Below are 19,041 nucleotides of genomic sequence, written 5' to 3'. Positions count from 1 at the left end.
TAGCGCGGTGGTCCCACCTGACCCCATGCCGAACTCAGAAGTGAAACGCCGTAGCGCCGATGGTAGTGTGGGGTCTCCCCATGCGAGAGTAGGACACTGCCAGGCATCAATCAAGCCAAGAGGCCATCCGCAAGGATGGCCTTTTTGCTGTGCGCAAAAGAAAAAAGGCGCAGCTAGGCTGCGCTTTTTAACCAGTCGGCGATAAAGTCAGCGATGCACTCTGGATCATTAAGGTCCAACAGTCTGGCCTTTCCAGTGATTAACCGATCGCTGGCAACGGCGATAACGAACTCGTCCAGCATATCCTCCAGCGGTCTGCCTATCTCTTCACGATAGAGAATGATTTTACTGATAGGCTCATGCTTGAACCCCTCGACTAAAATGATATCCACCTTGCCAGTATCAAAACGACTCGCCAAATATTGCAGATCCAGCGGGGGTTGTTCCGGCGTTTCAGTCATTAATGCCCAGCGACGATCGCTGGCGACCAATGTTTGGTCGGCACCGGCTTTGCGCAGTTCATAACTGTCTTTGCCGGGGGTATCGACATCCATATCATGATGGGTATGTTTGATCAGCCCTACGCGGATTTTCCGCTGCTTTAATAAAGGAATCAATTGTTTAAGCAGGGTGGTTTTACCCGTGCCGCTATAGGCAGCAATGGCGAGCAGAGGAGGTTGCAGAGTACTATCCATGGGGAGTTTCTTTCTCCAGCAGCCAATTTTGGCAGTCTTCTTGTGTATTAAGATTATGGAATGCCATCTGTTGCCCTTCAAACGCTATCTGTTGAGCACCTGCTGCCGCCAGGAACAGCATCAGCTTGCGTTCACCGCGGGCCAGATAATCCTCCAACGGAGTCGCCAGACTGGTGTGCAATAGCGCCAGCGTTGGGTGCGCCCGTTCCCCATCACTGGCATAGGCGGCTATCGCACTTCCTTTTTGTTGCCAGAGTTTCTCGATGAGCGTTGCAGGAAAGTCAGGAACATCACAGGGCACAAAGGCTACCCATTCGGTCGTCGCGTATTTCAGGCCGGCCAGCATACCGGCGAGCGGGCCTGAAAAGTCAGGGGTCAGATCGCCGATTATCGGCAGGCCGCTTTCCCTATACCGCGCTTGATTGCGATTGGCGTTGATGGCTATCGGCCCGACCTGCGGCCGTAGTCGGGTAAGCACGTACTGATACAGGGGGATGCCGGCAACCGGAACCAGTCCTTTATCTTCCCCGCCCATGCGGGTGGCACGCCCTCCGGCCAGAATAATGCCGGTAATCTCTTCATGCATATTTCAAATTCCGCATTGTGACTAACGCCATGATTGTAGCGCTAAAGCCGGTATGGCATCAGGATTTACCTTTATTGACAAGCTGCTTCTTTCACTGCGTTGGCAAGCCTGTTACTTTGTGTGTTTATTGATTCTATTGGACAATATTGCGATGAAAACGCACCGCGTAAACGAGCTGATTGAGCTTCTGCACCCGGCCTGGCAGGAAGATCCGGATCTTAATCTGATCCAGTTTTTGCAGAAGTTGGCGCAAGAAGCTGGCTTTCAGGACAATCTGGCTGAACTGAGCGATGATATCCTGATCTACCATTTGAAAATGCGCGGCAGCGCCGGCAGCGAACAGATCCCTGGCCTGAAAAAGGATTATGAGGAAGACTTCAAAACGGCATTGCTACGCGCCCGTGGCGTGATCAAGGATTAGCATTCGTGCGCCAGGGTGAAGCCGTTGCTCGTGCAGCCCGTCATTAATGCTACTATTTCTCAATCCCGGCATTGTGATGTCACCCAAACGAAACCGAATGTTGTTATGAACAACTCAGCTTTTAATTTTCAGACCCTGTCGCCCGACCTGATTATGGACGCGCTGGAAGGGGTTGGCCTGCGTGTAGACTCCGGGCTAACGGCGCTTAACAGTTACGAAAACCGCGTCTATCAGTTTATGGACGAGGATCGTAAGCGTTATGTGGTGAAGTTTTATCGGCCCGAACGTTGGAGCGCGAAACAAATTGGTGAAGAACATCAGTTCTCCCACGATCTTGCTCTGGCGGAGATCCCTGCAGTTGCGCCATTAGTCCTGCAGGGCAATACGCTGCATACGCACAACGGTTTCTTTTTTACGGTTTTTCCCAGCGTTGGCGGGCGGCAGTATGAGATCGACAATCTCGATCAACTGGAGTGGGTTGGCCGTTTCCTGGGGCGCATTCATCAGGTGGGCAGCGAAAGCCTGTTTGTTGAACGTCCGACGATGGGCTTCGAGGAGTACCTCACTATACCGCGTCAGGTTTTGGCGGGCTGCGAGCTGTTGCCCAAAGCGCAGCGTGACAGCTTTCTTGCAGCGACTGACAAGCTGATTGAGGCGATCAAACAGCATTGGCATCAGGATTGGCAGCCGCGGCGTTTGCACGGTGACTGCCATCCGGGCAATATCCTGTGGCGCGATGGCCCACTGTTTGTTGATCTTGATGACGCGCGTAACGGGCCGGCGATACAGGATCTGTGGATGTTGTTGCACGGTGAGCGTCGCGATCGTTTGATGCAGTTAGATATTTTGTTGGAAGCGTACTCAGAGTTTGCCGAGTTTGATCAAAGTGAGTTGGCGTTGATCGAGCCGCTGCGTGCTATGCGTATGGTTTACTACCTGGCATGGGTCGCTCGCCGTTGGCAAGATCCTGCGTTCCCTAAAAGTTTTCCGTGGATGGCGGAGTCTGATTTTTGGTTATCTCAGACGGCGGCATTCACCGAACAGGTTAAGCTGTTGCAGGAGCCCCCTCTGCAGCTGATGCCAATGTATTGAAGCTTTAACACAATGGAGAGTTTAGTCTTATGAAGAAAATTTGGTTGGCGCTCGTTGGCATGGTAATGGCATTCAGTGCCTCGGCTGCGCAGTTTAGCGATGGGACTCAGTACGTCACCCTGGACAAGCCAGTGACGGGTGAACCTCAGGTACTGGAGTTCTTCTCCTTCTATTGCCCACACTGCTACCAGTTCGAGCAGGTTTATCACGTTTCCGAAAATGTGAAAAAAGCGCTGCCTGCGGGCACTAAAATGACCAAGTACCACGTTGAGTTCCTGGGGCCGTTGGGTAAACAACTGACTCAGGCATGGGCTGTTGCAATGGCGCTGGGTGTGGAAGATAAAGTCAGCCCGTTGATGTTTGAAGCGGTGCAGAAAACTCAGACTGTGCAAACGCCTGATGATATTCGCAACGTGTTTGTGAAAGCTGGCGTAAGCGCGGCGGATTATGATGGGGCTCTGAACAGCTTCGTGGTGAAATCCCTGGTGGTACAACAGGAGAAAGCCGCAGAAGATCTGCAACTGCGCGGCGTGCCGGCGGTATTTGTTAACGGCAAATACATGGTTAAAAACGACGGTCTGGACACCAGTTCGATGGATGCTTACGTGAAGCAATTCGCCGACGTGGTTAAATTCCTCAGCGAGCAGAAGTAACCGATATTTAAAGTAAAAAAGCCGGCTCAGCCGGCTTTTTTTTAACTTTATTGCCGTTTCAATCTATCCAGCAATCTGTCTTTATCCTGCCACAGTGTGTTCAGCCAAAGCTGGAAACGTCGCTTAAACTGCTTGTCGTTAAAGTAATCGCCATGCATGCTTTCGTCGATTGGCAGCAATTCAACCCTTACTACAATGCGTTTTAACCGGCCGCACAGCATATCCATAAAAGGCCTTTCAGTATTATCCGGGTAAAGCAGGGTGACGTTTAACACCTTATCGAACTGCTTACCTAATGCACTGAGTGTAAAAGCAATACCGGCGGCTTTAGGCGCTAATAAATTGCGGTAGGGCGAGCGAGTTTTAATTTTCTTGGCTTCGGTAAAACGCGAGCCCTCGACAAAATTAACGATGGTGGTCGGACGCTTACGAAACTTCTCGCAGGATCGGCGTGTGGTCTCGATATCGTTACCGCGCTTGTCCGGGTGTTTGAGCAAATAGGCACGCGAATAGCGTTTCATGAAGGGCATATCCAGCGCCCAGCAGGCCAGGCCGACAAAGGGGACCCATGCTAATTGCTGTTTAAGAAAGTACTTATTCATTGGAATATGGTTACGGAACAATACGCACAGCACCACAATATCCGACCAGCTTTCGTGATTACTGATCAGCAGATACCAGTTTTTGCGATCCAGACCTTCCAGCCCCTCTATATCCCAGCGCAGTTGGCCGTTAATACGTAATAGCAGTGATAACCCCAGGCACCAGCACCACATCATAAAGTCGGCGAAGGCGGAGATACGTCGCCATACGGCAGGAAAGGGCACCAGTAACTTAATGACGCCGGCGATCGTAATGGGGATTGAACACAGTACGGTGACCAAAATGGCGAGCAGGCTGGAAATGATAAAAATAACGGGGGATAGCAATCTTGGCATGGTTATAGGCTGACGGTTGGTGAGAACAGCGTTACATGCCAGTATGCATGAACAAAAAATATTTTAGCGACATTATAGGGGGAAAATGCCCGCCAGCAGTAGCTGTTTTAAAGCGGAAAAAATGGGCATTTGCTGCGTTTTCGTGCAACTTGCTCATCTTGTGCTATGGTAATTGAGGCGCCAATTTTGATTAATAGTGCGATTAAAATCCGGCGCAAGTTATATCCACAAATTGTGTAAAAGTCGATAATAACCTTCAGTTAAAATAGCTTTGTTTAACGCAGTGATTTAAATAGGATTTTTATTTCTCATTATAACGATAAACGCATCGTTATAATTTGTTGTCTTTTCTATGCACAAAGTTATCCACAGGCAGGATCTTGCGGATCGCTTTGCAGAATCACATGATTTTCGCCCTTAATGCACGCTAAGGTTCGTCTCAGGCGGCCAGCTATGGCATGCTTACCGTCATGTCCGATCACGATAAAGAAACGCTATGGCCCAGATTGCAGAAAACCCATTAATCCTGGTTGACGGTTCCTCGTACCTCTACCGCGCTTATCACGCCTTCCCTCCGCTGACCAACTCTGCGGGCGAACCTACCGGGGCAATGTATGGCGTGCTGAATATGCTGCGCAGCTTGTTGCTGCAGTACCAGCCAAGCCATGTTGCGGTGGTGTTTGATGCCAAAGGAAAAACCTTCCGTGATGAGCTGTTCGCAGAATACAAATCGCACCGGCCGCCGATGCCGGACGACCTGCGCGCGCAAATCGAACCGTTGCACAAAATGGTCAAGGCGATGGGATTGCCGCTGCTGGTCACGCCCGGCGTAGAAGCCGACGATGTGATAGGCACTTTGGCACTGGAGGCAGAAAAAGCCGGCCATGCGGTGCTGATCAGCACCGGTGATAAAGACATGGCGCAGTTGGTCACACCGAACGTCACCCTGATCAACACCATGAACAACACCATCCTTGGTCCACAGGAAGTGTGCGACAAGTACGGCATTCCGCCAGAGTTGATTATCGACTTCCTGGCGCTGATGGGCGATTCCTCGGATAACATCCCTGGCGTACCTGGTGTGGGCGAAAAAACCGCGCAGGCGCTGTTACAGGGGCTTGGAGGGCTGGATGCGCTCTATGCCAACCTCGACAGCATCGCCACGCTCAGCTTCCGCGGCGCCAAGACCATGGCGGCCAAGCTGGAGCAGAACAAAGAGGTGGCTTACCTCTCCTACAAGCTGGCGACCATCAAAACCGACGTCGAGCTGGATCTTACCTGCGCCGATCTCGAAGTATCAGCGCTGGATGTCGATGTGCTGCAGCAGTTGTTTAAACAATACGAATTTAAACGCTGGCTGGCGGATGTTGAAGCCGGCATTTGGCTGGAAGGCAAAAAGGGTGCCGGCGTGAAAGCCGCCAGTGCGCCAAAGGCTACGGCGGTAGCTGACAAAGCGCCTGCCGAAGCGACGCTGTCGCAAGAAGGTTACGTCACCATCCTGGATGAAGACACTTTCGCACAGTGGCTGGAAAAGCTGAAAAAAGCCGAAGTATTTGCGTTTGATACCGAAACTGACGGCTTGGACACCCTGACCGCCAATCTGATCGGCCTGTCGTTTGCCATTGCACCGGGCGAAGCCGCCTATTTACCGGTAGCGCATGACTATCTCGATGCCCCGGCGCAGCTGGACCGCGATTATGTGCTGGCCACGTTGAAGCCGCTGCTGGAAGACGAGAAAGCGCTCAAGGTCGGGCAAAATCTGAAGTTCGATATGGGCCTGCTGGCGCGTTACGACATCACCCTGCGCGGCATTGCCTTCGACACCATGCTGGAGTCTTATGTGCTGGACAGCGTCGGTGGACGTCACGATATGGACAGCTTGTCCGATCGTTACCTCGGCCATAAAACAGTGACCTTCGAAGAGATTGCCGGCAAGGGGAAAAAGCAGCTCACTTTCAACCAGATTGCGCTGGAGCAGGCGGCCCCTTACGCTGCCGAAGATGCCGACGTTACCTTGCAATTGCATTTGGCGATGTGGCCGCAATTGAAGGAAAGCGCCGAGCTGCTGAAAGTATTCAATGAGATTGAAATGCCGCTGTTGCCGGTGTTGTCGCACATCGAACGCACCGGGGTGCTGATTGATCAAAGCATTCTGGCCACGCACTCCATCGAATTGACCAAACGCCTGGCCGAGCTGGAAATTCAGGCCCATGAACTGGCGGAAGAGCCTTTCAATCTGGCGTCGACCAAACAGCTGCAGGCGATCCTGTACGAAAAGCAGAAGCTGCCGGTACTGAAGAAAACGCCGGGTGGTGCTCCATCGACTAACGAAGAAGTGTTGGCCGAACTGGCGTTGGATTATCCGTTGCCTAAGGTGATCCTGGAATACCGTGGTTTGGCGAAGCTGAAGACCACCTACACCGACAAGCTGCCGCTGATGATCAATCCGGTCAGCGGTCGGGTGCATACCTCTTATCATCAGGCGGTGACGGCTACCGGGCGTCTCTCTTCCAGCGATCCTAACCTGCAGAATATCCCGGTGCGCAACGACGAAGGGCGCCGGATCCGTCAGGCCTTTATTGCTCCTGAGGGTTACCGCATCGTTGCGGCCGACTATTCGCAAATCGAACTGCGCATTATGGCCCATCTGTCACAGGATGAAGGGTTACTGAAGGCCTTTGCCGCCGGTGAAGATATCCACCGCGCCACCGCGGCCGAGGTGTTTGGCCTGCCGCTCGATAAAGTGACCCACGAACAGCGCCGCAGCGCCAAGGCGATTAACTTTGGGCTGATTTATGGCATGAGCGCGTTTGGTCTGGCACGGCAATTAGGCATTCCGCGTGGAGAAGCACAGCGCTACATGGATCTCTACTTCGAGCGTTATCCGGGCGTATTGGAATATATGGAGCGCACACGCCAGCAGGCTGCCAGCCAGGGCTATGTCAGCACGCTGGACGGCCGCCGTCTCTATCTGCCGGATGTCAGCTCCAGTAACGGCATGCGCCGTAAGGCTGCCGAACGCGCGGCGATTAACGCCCCTATGCAAGGAACGGCTGCCGATATCATCAAGCGTGCGATGATCGAAGTGGACGCCTGGCTGCAAGCTCAGGAAGAACCCTTGGTGCGTATGATCATGCAGGTGCACGATGAATTGGTGTTCGAGGTACATGAGTCGGTGCTGGAAGCCTCTAACCAACGCATTCGCGAGCTGATGGAAAACAGCATGACGCTGGCTGTCCCACTGAAAGTGGATGTCGGCGTGGGGGCTAACTGGGACGAAGCTCACTGATTGTGCGGTCGTTCACCGGCCTCGTTCTTAAAGGATGGGCTAACTGGCGATAACCTAAGCAGTTTTTGTAATTAAGCTACAGGATACGGCGATTGTTTCCCCAACCTCGCCGTTATTACGCGCCAAACTGTGTAAGTAAACTACAAAAAATTCTTTTGCACTGCGAAAAAATCATGTAGAGTTACTGGCGTAGGGTACAGAGGTAAGATGTTCTATCTTTCAGACCTTTTACTTCACGTAATCGGATTTGGCTGAATATTTAGCCGCCCCAGTCAGTATTGACTGGGGCGTTTTTTATTGTAAAAACAAAGCCAAACCATAGGTTCTTCTTATTCCCCCGCGGCCTCTTTCCTTCGGTTTATCTCCCGATATGGCTTGCTCATCGGATTCTCAATGCCAAACCACCATAAGAATTTATGATGGATTTCTATCAGAATTGTAATTAGATAACGAAAAGAGCCTGCATCGCGAATGGCAGGCGTAAAAAAGCCGATGCGTTTCCACATCGGCTATTGCGGCACCTGCGGCATTTTATTCGCCGGTGGTATCGTCATTTTCCGGCAGTACTTCCGGTGGGATCTCGTTAAACCAGGTATTCAGTTTTTGGCTCAGCTTGTCGACGCCCATTTTTTTCGGCGAGGAGAAGGCTTCCACCTGGATATCACCCATAAACGGCACTACCGCTTCACGCACCATATTCAGTTGCGCTTTACGCGCGCCGGATGCCAGTTTGTCCGCTTTGGTCAGCAGAACCAGAACCGGTGTGCCGACATCGACAGCCCATTGGATCATCTGCTGGTCGAGATCTTTCAACGGATGGCGGATGTCCATCAGCACCACCAGGCCTTTCAGGCAGTTGCGCATTTGCAGGTATTCACCCAGCGCCCGCTGCCACTTGCGTTTCATCTCTTCAGGTACTTCGGCGTAGCCATAACCCGGCAGGTCGACCAGGCGGATGCCTTCTTCCACTTCAAACAGGTTGATAAGCTGGGTACGGCCCGGCGTTTTACTGGTACGCGCCAGGCTTTTCTGGTTGGTCAGGGTATTTAACGCGCTGGACTTACCGGCGTTAGAACGGCCGGCGAACGCAACTTCAATACCTTCATCCCCCGGCAGATGGCGAATATCGGGCGCACTGGTGACGAAATGGGTCACATGATAATTGTAATTCTTGCTGGTCAAAATTTTTCGTCTCCGTGAGGATGGCTAACTGGTTGGCGATTATAACTGCATCAGCGCTAAAAATGGTGTGTTTCTCTGTTTTTAAGCGCCGGGCCAGTTGGGTGTGGCAATTTATGTGGGGCAGGCTTGTGAGACATTTGCCATTCGAATAGGGGGTAATGTCGCTTTTATTCGAAAGTTGTTTTTATTCTTTTTATTATAAAACATGATGTTAATTCTCCGATGCGTATTTTTATCAGCCTATTACGCAGCGGGTGCCTTGAGCCTGACCCCTGATAGCGTAAAGTAAGTTGCAGCACAGGGCTGTGCAGGATTAAGGAACATCCGGGAAGGGTGATAAATCTCAGGGAAAGCACGGGACGTGCTAATGAGTGCCAGGACGAATAACCGAAGGAATGGATCTATTTGCATAGAATTTGCAAATAGCACAGGGATGGTGAAGTTACCGCAATTGGGATGCCCGCAGGAAGCAAACTCAGGAAGAGTGGACACGAACGGATTTCACCATGGACGATTTTCCCTTCAGGATGAAGGAAGTAGTGCGGCAGGGAATGCGCTTATAGCAAAAGGAAAAACCTGGATGTTGAGTGTGCGCACGGAATGCGTAGCAGGAATATCCTTCGAAAGAGGGTGCAAAAAGGCGGCGGGTTTAACCTGCCGCCTTTTTTCTTTGTTCGCTTTCTGCTAGATTCCGCCGCAATCGTATAGCATCTATCTCTATACTGAATCTACATACCTAAGAGCATACGCTATGAACCAGCCATCAAAAGCACCTCGCGCCCCACGCAGCAGCGCGGCGACGTCGAAAACCAAAAAGAAAAGCCGTGTGGAGCTCGATCAGGAAGCCCGTGAGCGCAAACGTCTGAAAAAGCGCCGTGGTCTTGCTTCCGGTTCTCGCACCCAGGTGGAGTCTGCCAATCAAAAGAACAAGGCCGGCGCACAGGCCAAAGATCCGCGCATTGGTAGTAAAGTGCCGGTAGCATTGGTGGCTGAAGCCAAGCCAAAAGCCAAGCCGCAGCCAAAACCTAAGGCCGAAGCCAAACCGCGTCTGTCGCCGGAAGAAGAGTTGGCGAAGCTGGAAAATGATGAGCGTCTGGACGCATTGCTGGATCGTATTGACGACGGCGAGACGCTTAGCGCAGAAGATCAGAGTTATGTTGACCAGACTCTGGACCGCATTGATGCCCTGATGGAGCAACTGGGCATTGAGCTGGGCGACGATGAAGACGACGAAGAAGAAGAGAAAAAGGAAGATATCCTGAAACTGCTGAAAGGCGGTAACCCGAAAGACGTAATTTAACGCGTCATGTGGCTGATCCCGTCAATAGCCCTACTCTTGATGTGTTATCTGCTGTGGTTATTCGGTAAACTATGGCGGCTGTCCAAACGCAAAAAGCGTTTTCGCAGCGCTTCCGCGGCCAGACAGCGTAGACCACTGCCCATTTCCCGGCCCGGTAGAAAAAAATATCGGAAGGAGTGAGCATGTCAGAGCAGGCAATTGTCTGGGATCTGGCCCTGATCCAGAAATATAACTATTCAGGGCCGCGTTACACCTCATACCCCACAGCGCTGGAGTTCAACCAGAGCTACGACGAAGCGGCGTTTCAACGCGCCGCGACGCGTTATCCTGAGCGCCCTTTGTCGCTGTACGTGCATATCCCTTTCTGCCACAAGCTCTGCTATTTCTGTGGTTGCAACAAGCTGGTGACGCGTCAAACGCACAAGGCTGATGAATATCTGGCGGTGCTGGCAAAGGAGATCGCTCAGCGCGCGCCTTTGTTTGCCGGGCGTAAGGTCGGCCAGATGCACTGGGGCGGCGGTACGCCAACCTATCTGAGCAAGACACAAATCAGCCAGCTGGTAGCGATGCTGCGCCAACACTTTGATTTCCTCCCTGATGCCGAAATGTCGATCGAAATCGATCCGCGTGAGATTGAGCTGGATGTGCTCGATCATTTACGCAGCGAAGGTTTTAATCGCCTGAGCATGGGGGTGCAGGACTTCAATAAAGAGGTGCAGCGGCTGGTGAATCGCGAGCAGGATGAAGCCTTTATCTTTGCCCTGATTGCCCGCGCTAAAGCGCTTGGCTTTAATTCCACCAATATCGACCTGATCTACGGCTTGCCAAAGCAAACACCAGAGAGCTTTGCTTACACCCTGCAGCGGGTGGCTGCGTTAAGCCCCGATCGCCTGAGCGTATTTAACTACGCCCATATGCCGAACCTGTTTGCTGCCCAGCGAAAAATCAAAGACGCAGATCTGCCGAGCGCACAGCAGAAACTGGATATCTTGCAGCACACCATAGCTTCCCTGACCGAATCGGGTTATCAGTTTATCGGTATGGATCATTTCGCACGACCGGACGATGAGTTGGCGGTGGCGCAGCGCGAAGGAAAGCTTCACCGTAACTTCCAGGGATACACCACCCAGGGCGACAGTGATTTGCTGGGGCTGGGCGTCTCCGCCATCAGCATGCTGGGGGACAGCTATGCGCAGAACCAGAAAGAGCTGAAGGTTTACTACAGCAGCGTCGAAGCACAAGGTCATGCACTGTGGCGCGGCCTGGCGATGACTGAAGACGACTGCTTGCGGCGTGAGGTGATCAAAACGCTGATCTGCAACTTCAAACTGGACTATCAGACCATAGAACATCAGTTCGGTATCGACTTTGCCGATTATTTTGCCGAGGATTTGCAATTGCTGGCGCCGTTTGAACGTGATGGGCTGGTGGAGCGTGACGAGCAGGGCATTCAGGTTACGCCGCGCGGCCGGTTACTGATCCGCAATATTTGCATGTGTTTTGATATCTACCTGCGTCAACAGGCCCGTACCCAGCAATTCTCTCGGGTTATTTGATGAGTAAAACAACGGCCGCTTTCGCGGCCGTTGTTTTAACTGAAGAAATTAATCAGGGCGGCGCACAGTACCGCAGCAACGGCTGCCTGCGGCGTGTGGCTGGCGGCAGAACCCAGTTCTGCGCCTTGAGAAATGAATGCGATTAACGAATCCAGCATGGAAGCCTCCAGGGTGTGCGCCCCGATCATACTGCGGCCCCATCGGCTGTAAAGCCTGAAATAGCCGTTTTTTTGTGCGCTTGATTGTATTTTCTATCATCAATGCCGCAAACTATTCCATTCCCAATTCTTTCAGCTTACGCGTTAACGTATTGCGCCCCCAGCCCAGCAAACGGGCGGCTTCCTGCTTATGCCCTTGGGTATGACGCAGTGCGGTGGTGAGCAAGGTGCGTTCCATCTCCGGCTGCGCTTCCGACAGCAGGTTTTGATGACCGGAACGCAGCGCGCGGTCCGCCCACTGTGCCAGCAGCGTGGCCCAACTGTCCGGCAGGCTATGCCCGGGCGTTTCTGGTGCAGAGGTTTCAAACAGCTCACTCGGCAGGTCCTGAATCAGCACCTCCTGCCCGGCAGCCATCACGGTTAACCAGCGGCAGGTGTTCTCCAACTGGCGAACGTTACCGGGCCATGGCAGGCGCGTCAGTGCAGTTTCAGTCTCCGGATGCAGGTTCTTCGCTTCCACACCCAGCTCCTTTGCCGCCACCTGCAGGAAGTAACGCGCCAGACGCGGAATATCCTCACGACGTTCACGCAACGGCGGAAGGTGCACGCGGATCACGTTCAGGCGATGGAACAAATCCTCACGGAATTTACCTTCCTGTACCCGCAGTTCCAGGTTCTGGTGGGTGGCGGCGATGATGCGCACGTCCACCTTCACCGGGGCATAACCACCGACTCGATAGAACTGGCCATCTGCCAGCACCCGCAGCAGGCGGGTTTGCACATCCAGCGGCATATCGCCGATTTCATCCAGGAACAAGGTCCCGCCGTCGGCCTGCTCAAAGCGACCCTGACGGATCTGATTGGCGCCGGTAAAGGCCCCTTTTTCATGCCCGAAAAGTTCGGACTCGATCAGGTCTTTGGGGATCGCCGCCATATTCAGCGCAATAAAGGGCGATTTGGCGCGCGGGCTGTGACGGTGCAGGGCATGGGCAACCAGCTCTTTACCGGTACCTGATTCGCCGTTGATCAGTACGCTGATCGACGAACGTGACAGGCGGCCGATGATGCGGAACACGTCCTGCATCGCCGGGGCCTCACCGATGATGTCTGCCACCGGATCGTTGGCGGGTTGGCTGCGCGCAGGCTGCTGCTGTTCCTGATAATGGCTGATGGCGCGTTCAACCAGCGCCACGGCTTCATCAATATCAAAGGGTTTCGGCAGGTAATCGAATGCCCCTTGCTGGTAGGCGCTGACGGCGGCGTCGAGATCCGAATGCGCCGTCATTATGATGACCGGAAGCATCGGATGACGCTGTTTGATCTGCTTGAGCAACGCAAGGCCATCCATACCCGGCATGCGGATGTCAGACAGCAACACGTCAGGAGTTTGCGTGGCCAGGGCTTCGAGCACCGCATTGCCACTGTCGAAGGTCACGCAGCTCACGCCGGCTCCAGTGAGCGCGCGTTCAAGCACCCAGCGGATGGAGCTATCGTCATCGACGATCCAGACTATCCCTCGTTGCATAGAAAACCTCACTGGCGAATAGGCAGGTAAACCGAGAATTCGGTATGTCCTGGCCAACTGTTAAATTCAATTTTTCCGCAATGCTGATCGATAAGATTACGGGCGATGGATAATCCCAGGCCGGTTCCGCCTTCGCGGCCGCTGACCATCGGGTAAAACAGCGTGTCTTGCAACTGCGCCGGCACGCCGGGGCCGTCATCTTCTACGTCAATACGTGCCGCTAACCGGTAGCGGGTGCCGTGCAGGGTAATCTGGAAAGCGGTGCGAGTGCGCAGCGTGATGGTGCCGCCAGTTTCTCCCAGCGCCTGCAGTGCATTGCGGGTAATGTTCAGCAATACCTGTTCGATTTGATCCGGGTCGTGCGCCATCTCAGGCAGGCTCGGGTCGTAGTCCCGCACCAGCGTCACGTTATCCGGCTTCTCCAGCGACACCAGTTGGCACACTCGCTCTGCCACCTGATGAATGCTTTGGGTTATGTGCTGGCCCGGTCGCTGCGGGCCGAGCAGGCGATCGACCAGGTTGCGCAAGCGGTCGGCCTGCTCAATGATCACCTTGGTGTATTCGGTCAGCGACGGATCGGGCAGTGCCTTGGCCAGCAGCTGTGCCGCACCGCGCAGTCCGCCAAGCGGGTTTTTAATTTCATGCGCCAGGCCACGGACCAGATCGCGGGCCGCAACTTGCTGGGCGTGCTGAAGTTGTTCCTGGCTCAAGCGGCGTTGGTTATCCATGGGCGCCAGCTCGATCAGGATATAGCCATCAGGCAGTGCCTGTGCGGTCAGGGAGAGGATATGCGCACGCCCGTCAACCACCAGGGTCACTTCGTTATCGGTAAAGCCCTGACCGGCATGCAGGCTCTCACGCATCAGATCGACGTTCAGTGAGAAATAACCGAGCAAATCGGGCAAGGGTGTACCGAAAAGTTTACGGGAACTTTGTGCCAGCAGTTGTTGTGCTGCCGGATTGGCGTAATGAACCGCCAGATCATCATCCAACAGCAGGATGCTGTTGATGAGAGAATTGAGGATCTGCCCAGCATCGGGCAGCTTGCCAGTTGCCATACAGCAGACTCCTGCACCTTTTTAGTGCATCTATCCTACTCCATCCGTTATGCACGCGGTATGGAATAGTTTTGCAGAAAATACGGTGGAGAAAAAAAACCATCCGAAGATGGGCTGAAAGTTTCCACGGCAACAAAAAAAGACAACTAAATCTGGGCGCCGCCCGCAGACGGCGCGGTAAAACTTAAACGCTGTAGTACAGTTCGAATTCAACCGGGTGTGGCGTCATGCGAACGCGGTCCATCTCTTCTTTGCGCAGATCGATGTAAGCATCGATCGCGTCGTCAGTGAATACGCCGCCACGGGTCAGGAACTCGCGGTCTTCGCTCAGTGCTGCCAGCGCTTCATCCAGGGAGCCTGCAACTTTTGGAATTTCAGCTTCTTCTTCCGGTGGCAGGTCATACAGGTTTTTGTCCATGGCGTCGCCAGGGTGGATTTTGTTAATCACACCGTCCAGGCCTGCCATCAGCAGGGCCGCGAAGCACAGGTACGGGTTAGCCGCTGGATCCGGGAAACGGGCTTCGATACGGCGCGCTTTCGGGCTGGCAACCACTGGGATACGGATGGAAGCGGAACGGTTACGGGCAGAATAAGCCAGCATGACCGGTGCTTCGTAGCCTGGGACCAGACGCTTGTAAGAGTTGGTGGTCGGGTTGGCCAGGGCGTTGATCGCTTTAGCGTGCTTGATGATACCGCCGATGTAGAACAGGGCAGTTTCAGACAGGCCGCCGTATTTGTCGCCGGCGAACAGGTTAGTCCCGTTCTTGGACAGCGACATGTGGCAGTGCATGCCGGAACCGTTATCACCGAACATTGGCTTCGGCATGAAGGTCGCGGTTTTGCCAAATGCGTGAGCCACGTTGTGAACCACGTATTTGTAGATTTGGATTTCGTCGGCTTTCTTGGTCATGGTGTTGAAGCGGGTTGCCACTTCGTTCTGACCTGCGGTTGCCACTTCGTGGTGGTGCGCTTCAACGACCAGGCCCATTTCTTCCATGGTCAGACACATGGTAGAACGGATGTCCTGTGAGGAATCGACCGGAGGAACCGGGAAGTAACCGCCTTTGACTGCCGGACGGTGGCCTTTGTTGCCGCCATCGTATTGGGTGCCGGAGTTCCATGCGCCTTCGATATCGTCGATGGCCACGTGGGAACCGCGGATGCTGCTGCCGAAACGAATGTCGTCAAACAGGAAGAATTCTGGCTCTGGCCCGAACAGGACGGTGTCCGCGATGCCGGAAGAGCGCAGGAAATCTTCTGCACGCTTGGAGATAGAGCGTGGGTCACGATCGTAGCCTTGCATGGTGCCTGGCTCGAGGATGTCGCAGCGAATGATCAGGGTGGATTCTTCGAAGAACGGATCCAGTACCGCAGTGCTGGCGTCTGGCATCAGCACCATGTCAGATTCGTTGATGCCTTTCCAACCGCCGATCGAGGAACCGTCAAACATTTTACCTTCTTCGAAGAAGTCGGCATTTACCTGATGAGCAGGGATGGTGACGTGTTGTTCTTTACCCTTGGTGTCAGTGAAACGCAGGTCTACGAATTTCACTTCATGCTCATTCAGCATCGTCAAAACGTGTTCAGCGGACATACTTAACTCTCCCGGATTTATCATTGTCGTCGTCGTGGAACGAATCTGTGGAACTGGCTTTTTTTGCCTTGAAAAGACTAAAGCGAAAACTGTGCCAACTTTGCCAAAGCGCTTTAATCGCCTTTCTGTGCGGGTTTTGCTCAGAATCAGTATGCACCATCAGTGACGTTTTGCACTTAAATGGTGCAATCAATGCGGGGTGGGGCACTGTAATGGTGCAAAAGTGCACCGGATGCTGCTTTTTGCACCGTGAAAGGGATCACATACTGACCTGTACACAGTTGTTTATAAGAGACTGTTGTGATCTTGTTTAGTCCCTCGCTTAATACGTGTACAATAGCGCGCTATTTCTAATGCCTGAGGCAAAGCTGTGATCGAAAATTTGCGTAACATCGCCATTATTGCCCACGTTGACCATGGTAAGACCACCCTGGTTGATAAGCTGCTGCAACAATCCGGTACTTTCGGAGAGCGTGTAGAAGCCACCGAACGCGTAATGGACTCCAACGATTTGGAGAAAGAGCGTGGGATTACCATCCTCGCAAAAAACACCGCCATTAATTGGAAAGACTACCGCATCAACATCGTGGATACCCCAGGACACGCCGACTTCGGCGGTGAGGTTGAGCGTGTGATGTCAATGGTTGACTCGGTGCTGCTGGTTGTGGATGCAATGGATGGCCCAATGCCGCAAACCCGCTTCGTGACCAAAAAAGCCTTCGCTAATGGTCTGAAGCCGATCGTGGTAATCAACAAGGTTGACCGTCCGGGCGCACGTCCTGATTGGGTTGTTGATCAGGTCTTCGACCTGTTCGTTAACCTCGACGCGACCGACGAGCAGCTCGACTTCCCAATCATCTATGCTTCTGCATTGATGGGGATCGCGGGTACTGACCACAACGAAATGGCGGAAGACATGACCCCGCTGTATCAAGCGATCGTAGACCACGTGTCTGCACCGCAGGTTGAGCTCGAAGCGCCATTCCAGATGCAAATCTCCCAGTTGGACTACAACAACTACCTGGGCGTGATCGGCATCGGCCGTATCAAGCGCGGTAAAGTGAAGCCAAACCAGCAGGTCACCATCATCGATAGCGAAGGTAAAACTCGCAACGGTAAAGTGGGCAAAGTGCTGGGCCACATGGGTCTGGAGCGTATCGAATCTACCCTGGCTGAAGCGGGCGACATCATCGCTATCACCGGTCTGGGCGAGCTGAACATTTCCGACACCATCTGTGACACCTCTGCAGTGGAAGCACTGCCGGCGCTGTCTGTAGATGAGCCGACCGTAACCATGTTCTTCAACGTCAACACCTCACCATTCTGCGGTAAAGAAGGTAAGTTTGTGACTTCGCGTCAAATCCTTGAGCGTCTGAACAAGGAACTGGTGCACAACGTGGCACTGCGCGTTGAAGAAACTGAAGATGCTGATGCATTCCGCGTATCTGGCCGTGGTGAACTTCACCTGTCGGTTCTGATCGAAAACATGCGTCGTGAAGGTTTCGAACTGGCGGTATCCCGTCCGAAAGTTATCTTCCGTGAAATCGATGGTCGTAAACAAGAGCCGTTCGAAAACGTGACCTTGGACATCGAAGAACAGCATCAGGGTTCCGTCATGCAAGCCATGGGTGAGCGTAAAGCTGACCTGAAAAACATGGATCCAGACGGTAAAGGCCGTGTGCGTCTCGACTACGTGATCCCAAGCCGCGGCTTGATTGGCTTCCGTAACGAGTTCATGACCATGACCTCCGGTACCGGTCTGCTGTACTCCACCTTCAGCCACTACGACGACGTGCGTCCGGGTGAAGTTGGCCAGCGCCAGAACGGCGTGCTGATCTCCAACGGTCAGGGTAAAGCGGTAGCGTTCGCCCTGTTCGGTCTGCAAGATCGCGGCAAGCTGTTCCTGGGTCACGGTGCGGAAGTGTATGAAGGCCAGATCATCGGTATTCACTCACGTTCCAACGACCTGACCGTGAACTGCCTGACCGGTAAGAAGCTGACCAACATGCGTGCTTCCGGTACTGACGAAGCCACTACCCTGGTTCCGGCTATCAAGATGACCCTGGAGCAAGCTCTGGAATTCATCGATGATGACGAACTGGTAGAAGTTACGCCAACCTCGATCCGTATCCGTAAGCGTCACCTGACGGAAAACGATCGTAAGCGTGCAAGCCGTGGTCCTAAAGAAGCTTAATCGCTGATTGGGTCTGCAACACTTAGGGCGCGCCAGCGCCCTGAGTTTTTTCCTCTGTCTTTTCCCATTTCTGCCGCGTGCTATACGCTTTTCCATCCGCTCTCTATTCAGCCCCTGCTTTTCCCGCTACAGTAAAATCTCACCGGCCCATCAGGAGAGGACTATGCTGTATATCTTTGATTTAGGTAATGTGATCGTCGATATCGATTTCAAACGTGTACTGGGTGTATGGAGCAGTTTGAGCGGTACGCCACTGGCGGTCTTGTCCGAACGTTTTGCCATGGGCGAGTTGTTTCAGCAGCACGAGCGCGGTGAAATCAGTGATGAAGACTTTGCCGAACGGCTAAGCGCCGAAATGGGGATTGCCCTCAGTTTCGAGCAGTTCGCTACCGGTTGGCAGGCGGTGTTTGTCGCCCTGCGCCCAGAAGTGATCGACATCATGAAGCGCCTGCGCAGTGAAGGTCACCGGGTGGTGGTGTTATCGAACACCAACCGTTTGCACTGCAATTACTGGCCGCAGCACTATCCGCAGGTGGCCGAAGCCGCCGATCATCTTTATTTGTCGCAGGATCTTGGCATGCGCAAGCCGGACGCCAACATTTATCTGCACGTACTGGATGCAGAAAATACCTCGCCGGACGACGCGGTGTTCTTTGACGATCACCCGGATAACGTCGCCGCCGCACAGGCGCTCGGCATCAAAACGGTTCACGTGACCGACCGCGACGTAGTACCGGCTTATTTTGCCCAATGACCGCAAAGGGTTAAGCTTAAGGCGTACAAACTGACATCAAGGAGTG

Annotated in this window: 16 protein-coding genes and 1 rRNA gene; 9 read left to right on the top strand and 8 right to left on the bottom strand. The window is 53.4% G+C overall.

Translation table 11 applies throughout. The features are described from left to right. Positions 1-105: ribosomal RNA gene (gene rrf, locus H5P17_RS14555) — 5S ribosomal RNA — on the top strand; the annotation flags it as partial. 68 nt (positions 106-173) lie between these two features. Here rrf and mobB read toward each other — a convergent pair. Then, the gene (gene mobB / locus H5P17_RS14550; RefSeq protein WP_044554864.1) at positions 174-695 is read right to left on the bottom strand and encodes a molybdopterin-guanine dinucleotide biosynthesis protein MobB; all 522 of its coding nucleotides are present in this window, start codon (positions 693-695) and stop codon (positions 174-176) included. Next, positions 688-1,281, bottom strand: a complete 594-nt coding sequence (gene mobA / locus H5P17_RS14545) for a molybdenum cofactor guanylyltransferase MobA (protein ID WP_182823605.1) — start codon at positions 1,279-1,281, stop codon at positions 688-690. Before mobA ends, mobB begins: the two co-directional genes overlap by 8 nt. A gap of 151 nt (positions 1,282-1,432) precedes the next feature. On the opposite strand from mobA, the gene H5P17_RS14540 reads away from it, so the two are divergent. From H5P17_RS14540 to dsbA, 3 genes are all read left to right on the top strand, one after another. Beyond that, on the top strand, positions 1,433-1,702 hold the full coding sequence (locus tag H5P17_RS14540; RefSeq protein WP_182823603.1) for a YihD family protein: 270 nt from the start codon (positions 1,433-1,435) through the stop codon (positions 1,700-1,702). 105 nt (positions 1,703-1,807) lie between these two features. Continuing rightward, positions 1,808-2,794, top strand: coding sequence for a serine/threonine protein kinase (locus H5P17_RS14535; RefSeq protein WP_182823601.1), 987 nt, complete (start codon positions 1,808-1,810; stop codon positions 2,792-2,794). 29 nt (positions 2,795-2,823) lie between these two features. After that, complete coding sequence (gene dsbA / locus H5P17_RS14530; RefSeq protein ID WP_020837681.1) at positions 2,824-3,447, top strand: thiol:disulfide interchange protein DsbA; 624 nt, start codon at positions 2,824-2,826, stop codon at positions 3,445-3,447. A gap of 47 nt (positions 3,448-3,494) precedes the next feature. Here dsbA and H5P17_RS14525 read toward each other — a convergent pair whose 3' ends face one another. Further along, complete coding sequence (locus H5P17_RS14525) at positions 3,495-4,385, bottom strand: acyltransferase (RefSeq protein ID WP_182823599.1); 891 nt, start codon at positions 4,383-4,385, stop codon at positions 3,495-3,497. 496 nt (positions 4,386-4,881) lie between these two features. Here H5P17_RS14525 and polA point away from each other — a divergent pair, with 496 nt between their 5' ends. After that, positions 4,882-7,674 (top strand): DNA polymerase I, encoded by a 2,793-nt coding sequence (polA, locus tag H5P17_RS14520; RefSeq protein ID WP_182823597.1) that lies wholly within the window; start codon positions 4,882-4,884, stop codon positions 7,672-7,674. 531 nt (positions 7,675-8,205) lie between these two features. Here the strand turns inward: polA and yihA are convergent. Further along, positions 8,206-8,856 carry a ribosome biogenesis GTP-binding protein YihA/YsxC gene (yihA, locus tag H5P17_RS14515; RefSeq protein WP_044554869.1) on the bottom strand — a complete coding sequence of 217 codons (651 nt, stop codon included), beginning with the start codon at positions 8,854-8,856 and terminating at the stop codon, positions 8,206-8,208. Positions 8,857-9,607: 751 nt separating this feature from the next. Here yihA and yihI point away from each other — a divergent pair. Together yihI and hemN are read left to right on the top strand one after the other, a co-directional pair. After that, positions 9,608-10,156, top strand: coding sequence for a Der GTPase-activating protein YihI (gene yihI, locus H5P17_RS14510; RefSeq protein ID WP_071827087.1), 549 nt, complete (start codon positions 9,608-9,610; stop codon positions 10,154-10,156). Positions 10,157-10,338: 182 nt separating this feature from the next. Continuing rightward, entirely contained in the window at positions 10,339-11,712 is a 1,374-nt protein-coding gene (hemN, locus tag H5P17_RS14505; RefSeq protein WP_044554870.1) for an oxygen-independent coproporphyrinogen III oxidase, read from the top strand. A gap of 35 nt (positions 11,713-11,747) precedes the next feature. Here the strand turns inward: hemN and H5P17_RS14500 are convergent, their stop codons facing one another. The 4 genes from H5P17_RS14500 to glnA form a co-directional block, all read right to left on the bottom strand. Next, positions 11,748-11,870 (bottom strand): YshB family small membrane protein, encoded by a 123-nt coding sequence (locus tag H5P17_RS14500; RefSeq protein WP_139285489.1) that lies wholly within the window; start codon positions 11,868-11,870, stop codon positions 11,748-11,750. 112 nt (positions 11,871-11,982) lie between these two features. After that, positions 11,983-13,395 (bottom strand): nitrogen regulation protein NR(I), encoded by a 1,413-nt coding sequence (gene glnG / locus H5P17_RS14495; protein ID WP_044554871.1) that lies wholly within the window; start codon positions 13,393-13,395, stop codon positions 11,983-11,985. 8 nt (positions 13,396-13,403) lie between these two features. Continuing rightward, positions 13,404-14,453: a nitrogen regulation protein NR(II) gene (glnL, locus tag H5P17_RS14490; protein ID WP_044554872.1), complete on the bottom strand. Its 1,050-nt coding sequence runs from the start codon at positions 14,451-14,453 to the stop codon at positions 13,404-13,406. A 184-nt stretch (positions 14,454-14,637) separates the two neighbouring features. After that, positions 14,638-16,047, bottom strand: coding sequence for a glutamate--ammonia ligase (gene glnA / locus H5P17_RS14485; protein ID WP_020837667.1), 1,410 nt, complete (start codon positions 16,045-16,047; stop codon positions 14,638-14,640). A gap of 370 nt (positions 16,048-16,417) precedes the next feature. On the opposite strand from glnA, the gene typA reads away from it, so the two are divergent. Together typA and yihX are read left to right on the top strand one after the other, a co-directional pair. After that, a complete protein-coding gene (gene typA, locus H5P17_RS14480) occupies positions 16,418-18,241 on the top strand; it encodes a ribosome-dependent GTPase TypA (protein ID WP_020837665.1) in 1,824 nt (607 codons plus the stop codon). A 163-nt stretch (positions 18,242-18,404) separates the two neighbouring features. Then, positions 18,405-18,995: a glucose-1-phosphatase gene (gene yihX, locus H5P17_RS14475; RefSeq protein WP_044554873.1), complete on the top strand. Its 591-nt coding sequence runs from the start codon at positions 18,405-18,407 to the stop codon at positions 18,993-18,995. Positions 18,996-19,041: the final 46 nt, after the last annotated feature.

It is taken from the genome of Serratia sp. OS31 (assembly GCF_014164835.1).
Lineage (GTDB): Bacteria > Pseudomonadota > Gammaproteobacteria > Enterobacterales > Enterobacteriaceae > Serratia > Serratia liquefaciens_A.
This window is presented reverse-complemented; position numbering and strand designations above follow the sequence as displayed.

What these genes read in the sequence shown, in the direction of transcription:
- mobB (WP_044554864.1), bottom strand. Translation starts at nt 695, where the DNA reads ATGGATAGTACTCTGCAACCTCCTCTGCTCGCCATTGCTGCCTATAGC.
- mobA (WP_182823605.1), bottom strand. Translation starts at nt 1,281, where the DNA reads ATGCATGAAGAGATTACCGGCATTATTCTGGCCGGAGGGCGTGCCACC.
- H5P17_RS14540 (WP_182823603.1), top strand. Translation starts at nt 1,433, where the DNA reads ATGAAAACGCACCGCGTAAACGAGCTGATTGAGCTTCTGCACCCGGCC.
- H5P17_RS14535 (WP_182823601.1), top strand. Translation starts at nt 1,808, where the DNA reads ATGAACAACTCAGCTTTTAATTTTCAGACCCTGTCGCCCGACCTGATT.
- dsbA (WP_020837681.1), top strand. Translation starts at nt 2,824, where the DNA reads ATGAAGAAAATTTGGTTGGCGCTCGTTGGCATGGTAATGGCATTCAGT.
- H5P17_RS14525 (WP_182823599.1), bottom strand. Translation starts at nt 4,385, where the DNA reads ATGCCAAGATTGCTATCCCCCGTTATTTTTATCATTTCCAGCCTGCTC.
- polA (WP_182823597.1), top strand. Translation starts at nt 4,882, where the DNA reads ATGGCCCAGATTGCAGAAAACCCATTAATCCTGGTTGACGGTTCCTCG.
- yihI (WP_071827087.1), top strand. Translation starts at nt 9,608, where the DNA reads ATGAACCAGCCATCAAAAGCACCTCGCGCCCCACGCAGCAGCGCGGCG.
- hemN (WP_044554870.1), top strand. Translation starts at nt 10,339, where the DNA reads ATGTCAGAGCAGGCAATTGTCTGGGATCTGGCCCTGATCCAGAAATAT.
- H5P17_RS14500 (WP_139285489.1), bottom strand. Translation starts at nt 11,870, where the DNA reads ATGCTGGATTCGTTAATCGCATTCATTTCTCAAGGCGCAGAACTGGGT.
- glnG (WP_044554871.1), bottom strand. Translation starts at nt 13,395, where the DNA reads ATGCAACGAGGGATAGTCTGGATCGTCGATGACGATAGCTCCATCCGC.
- glnL (WP_044554872.1), bottom strand. Translation starts at nt 14,453, where the DNA reads ATGGCAACTGGCAAGCTGCCCGATGCTGGGCAGATCCTCAATTCTCTC.
- glnA (WP_020837667.1), bottom strand. Translation starts at nt 16,047, where the DNA reads ATGTCCGCTGAACACGTTTTGACGATGCTGAATGAGCATGAAGTGAAA.
- yihX (WP_044554873.1), top strand. Translation starts at nt 18,405, where the DNA reads ATGCTGTATATCTTTGATTTAGGTAATGTGATCGTCGATATCGATTTC.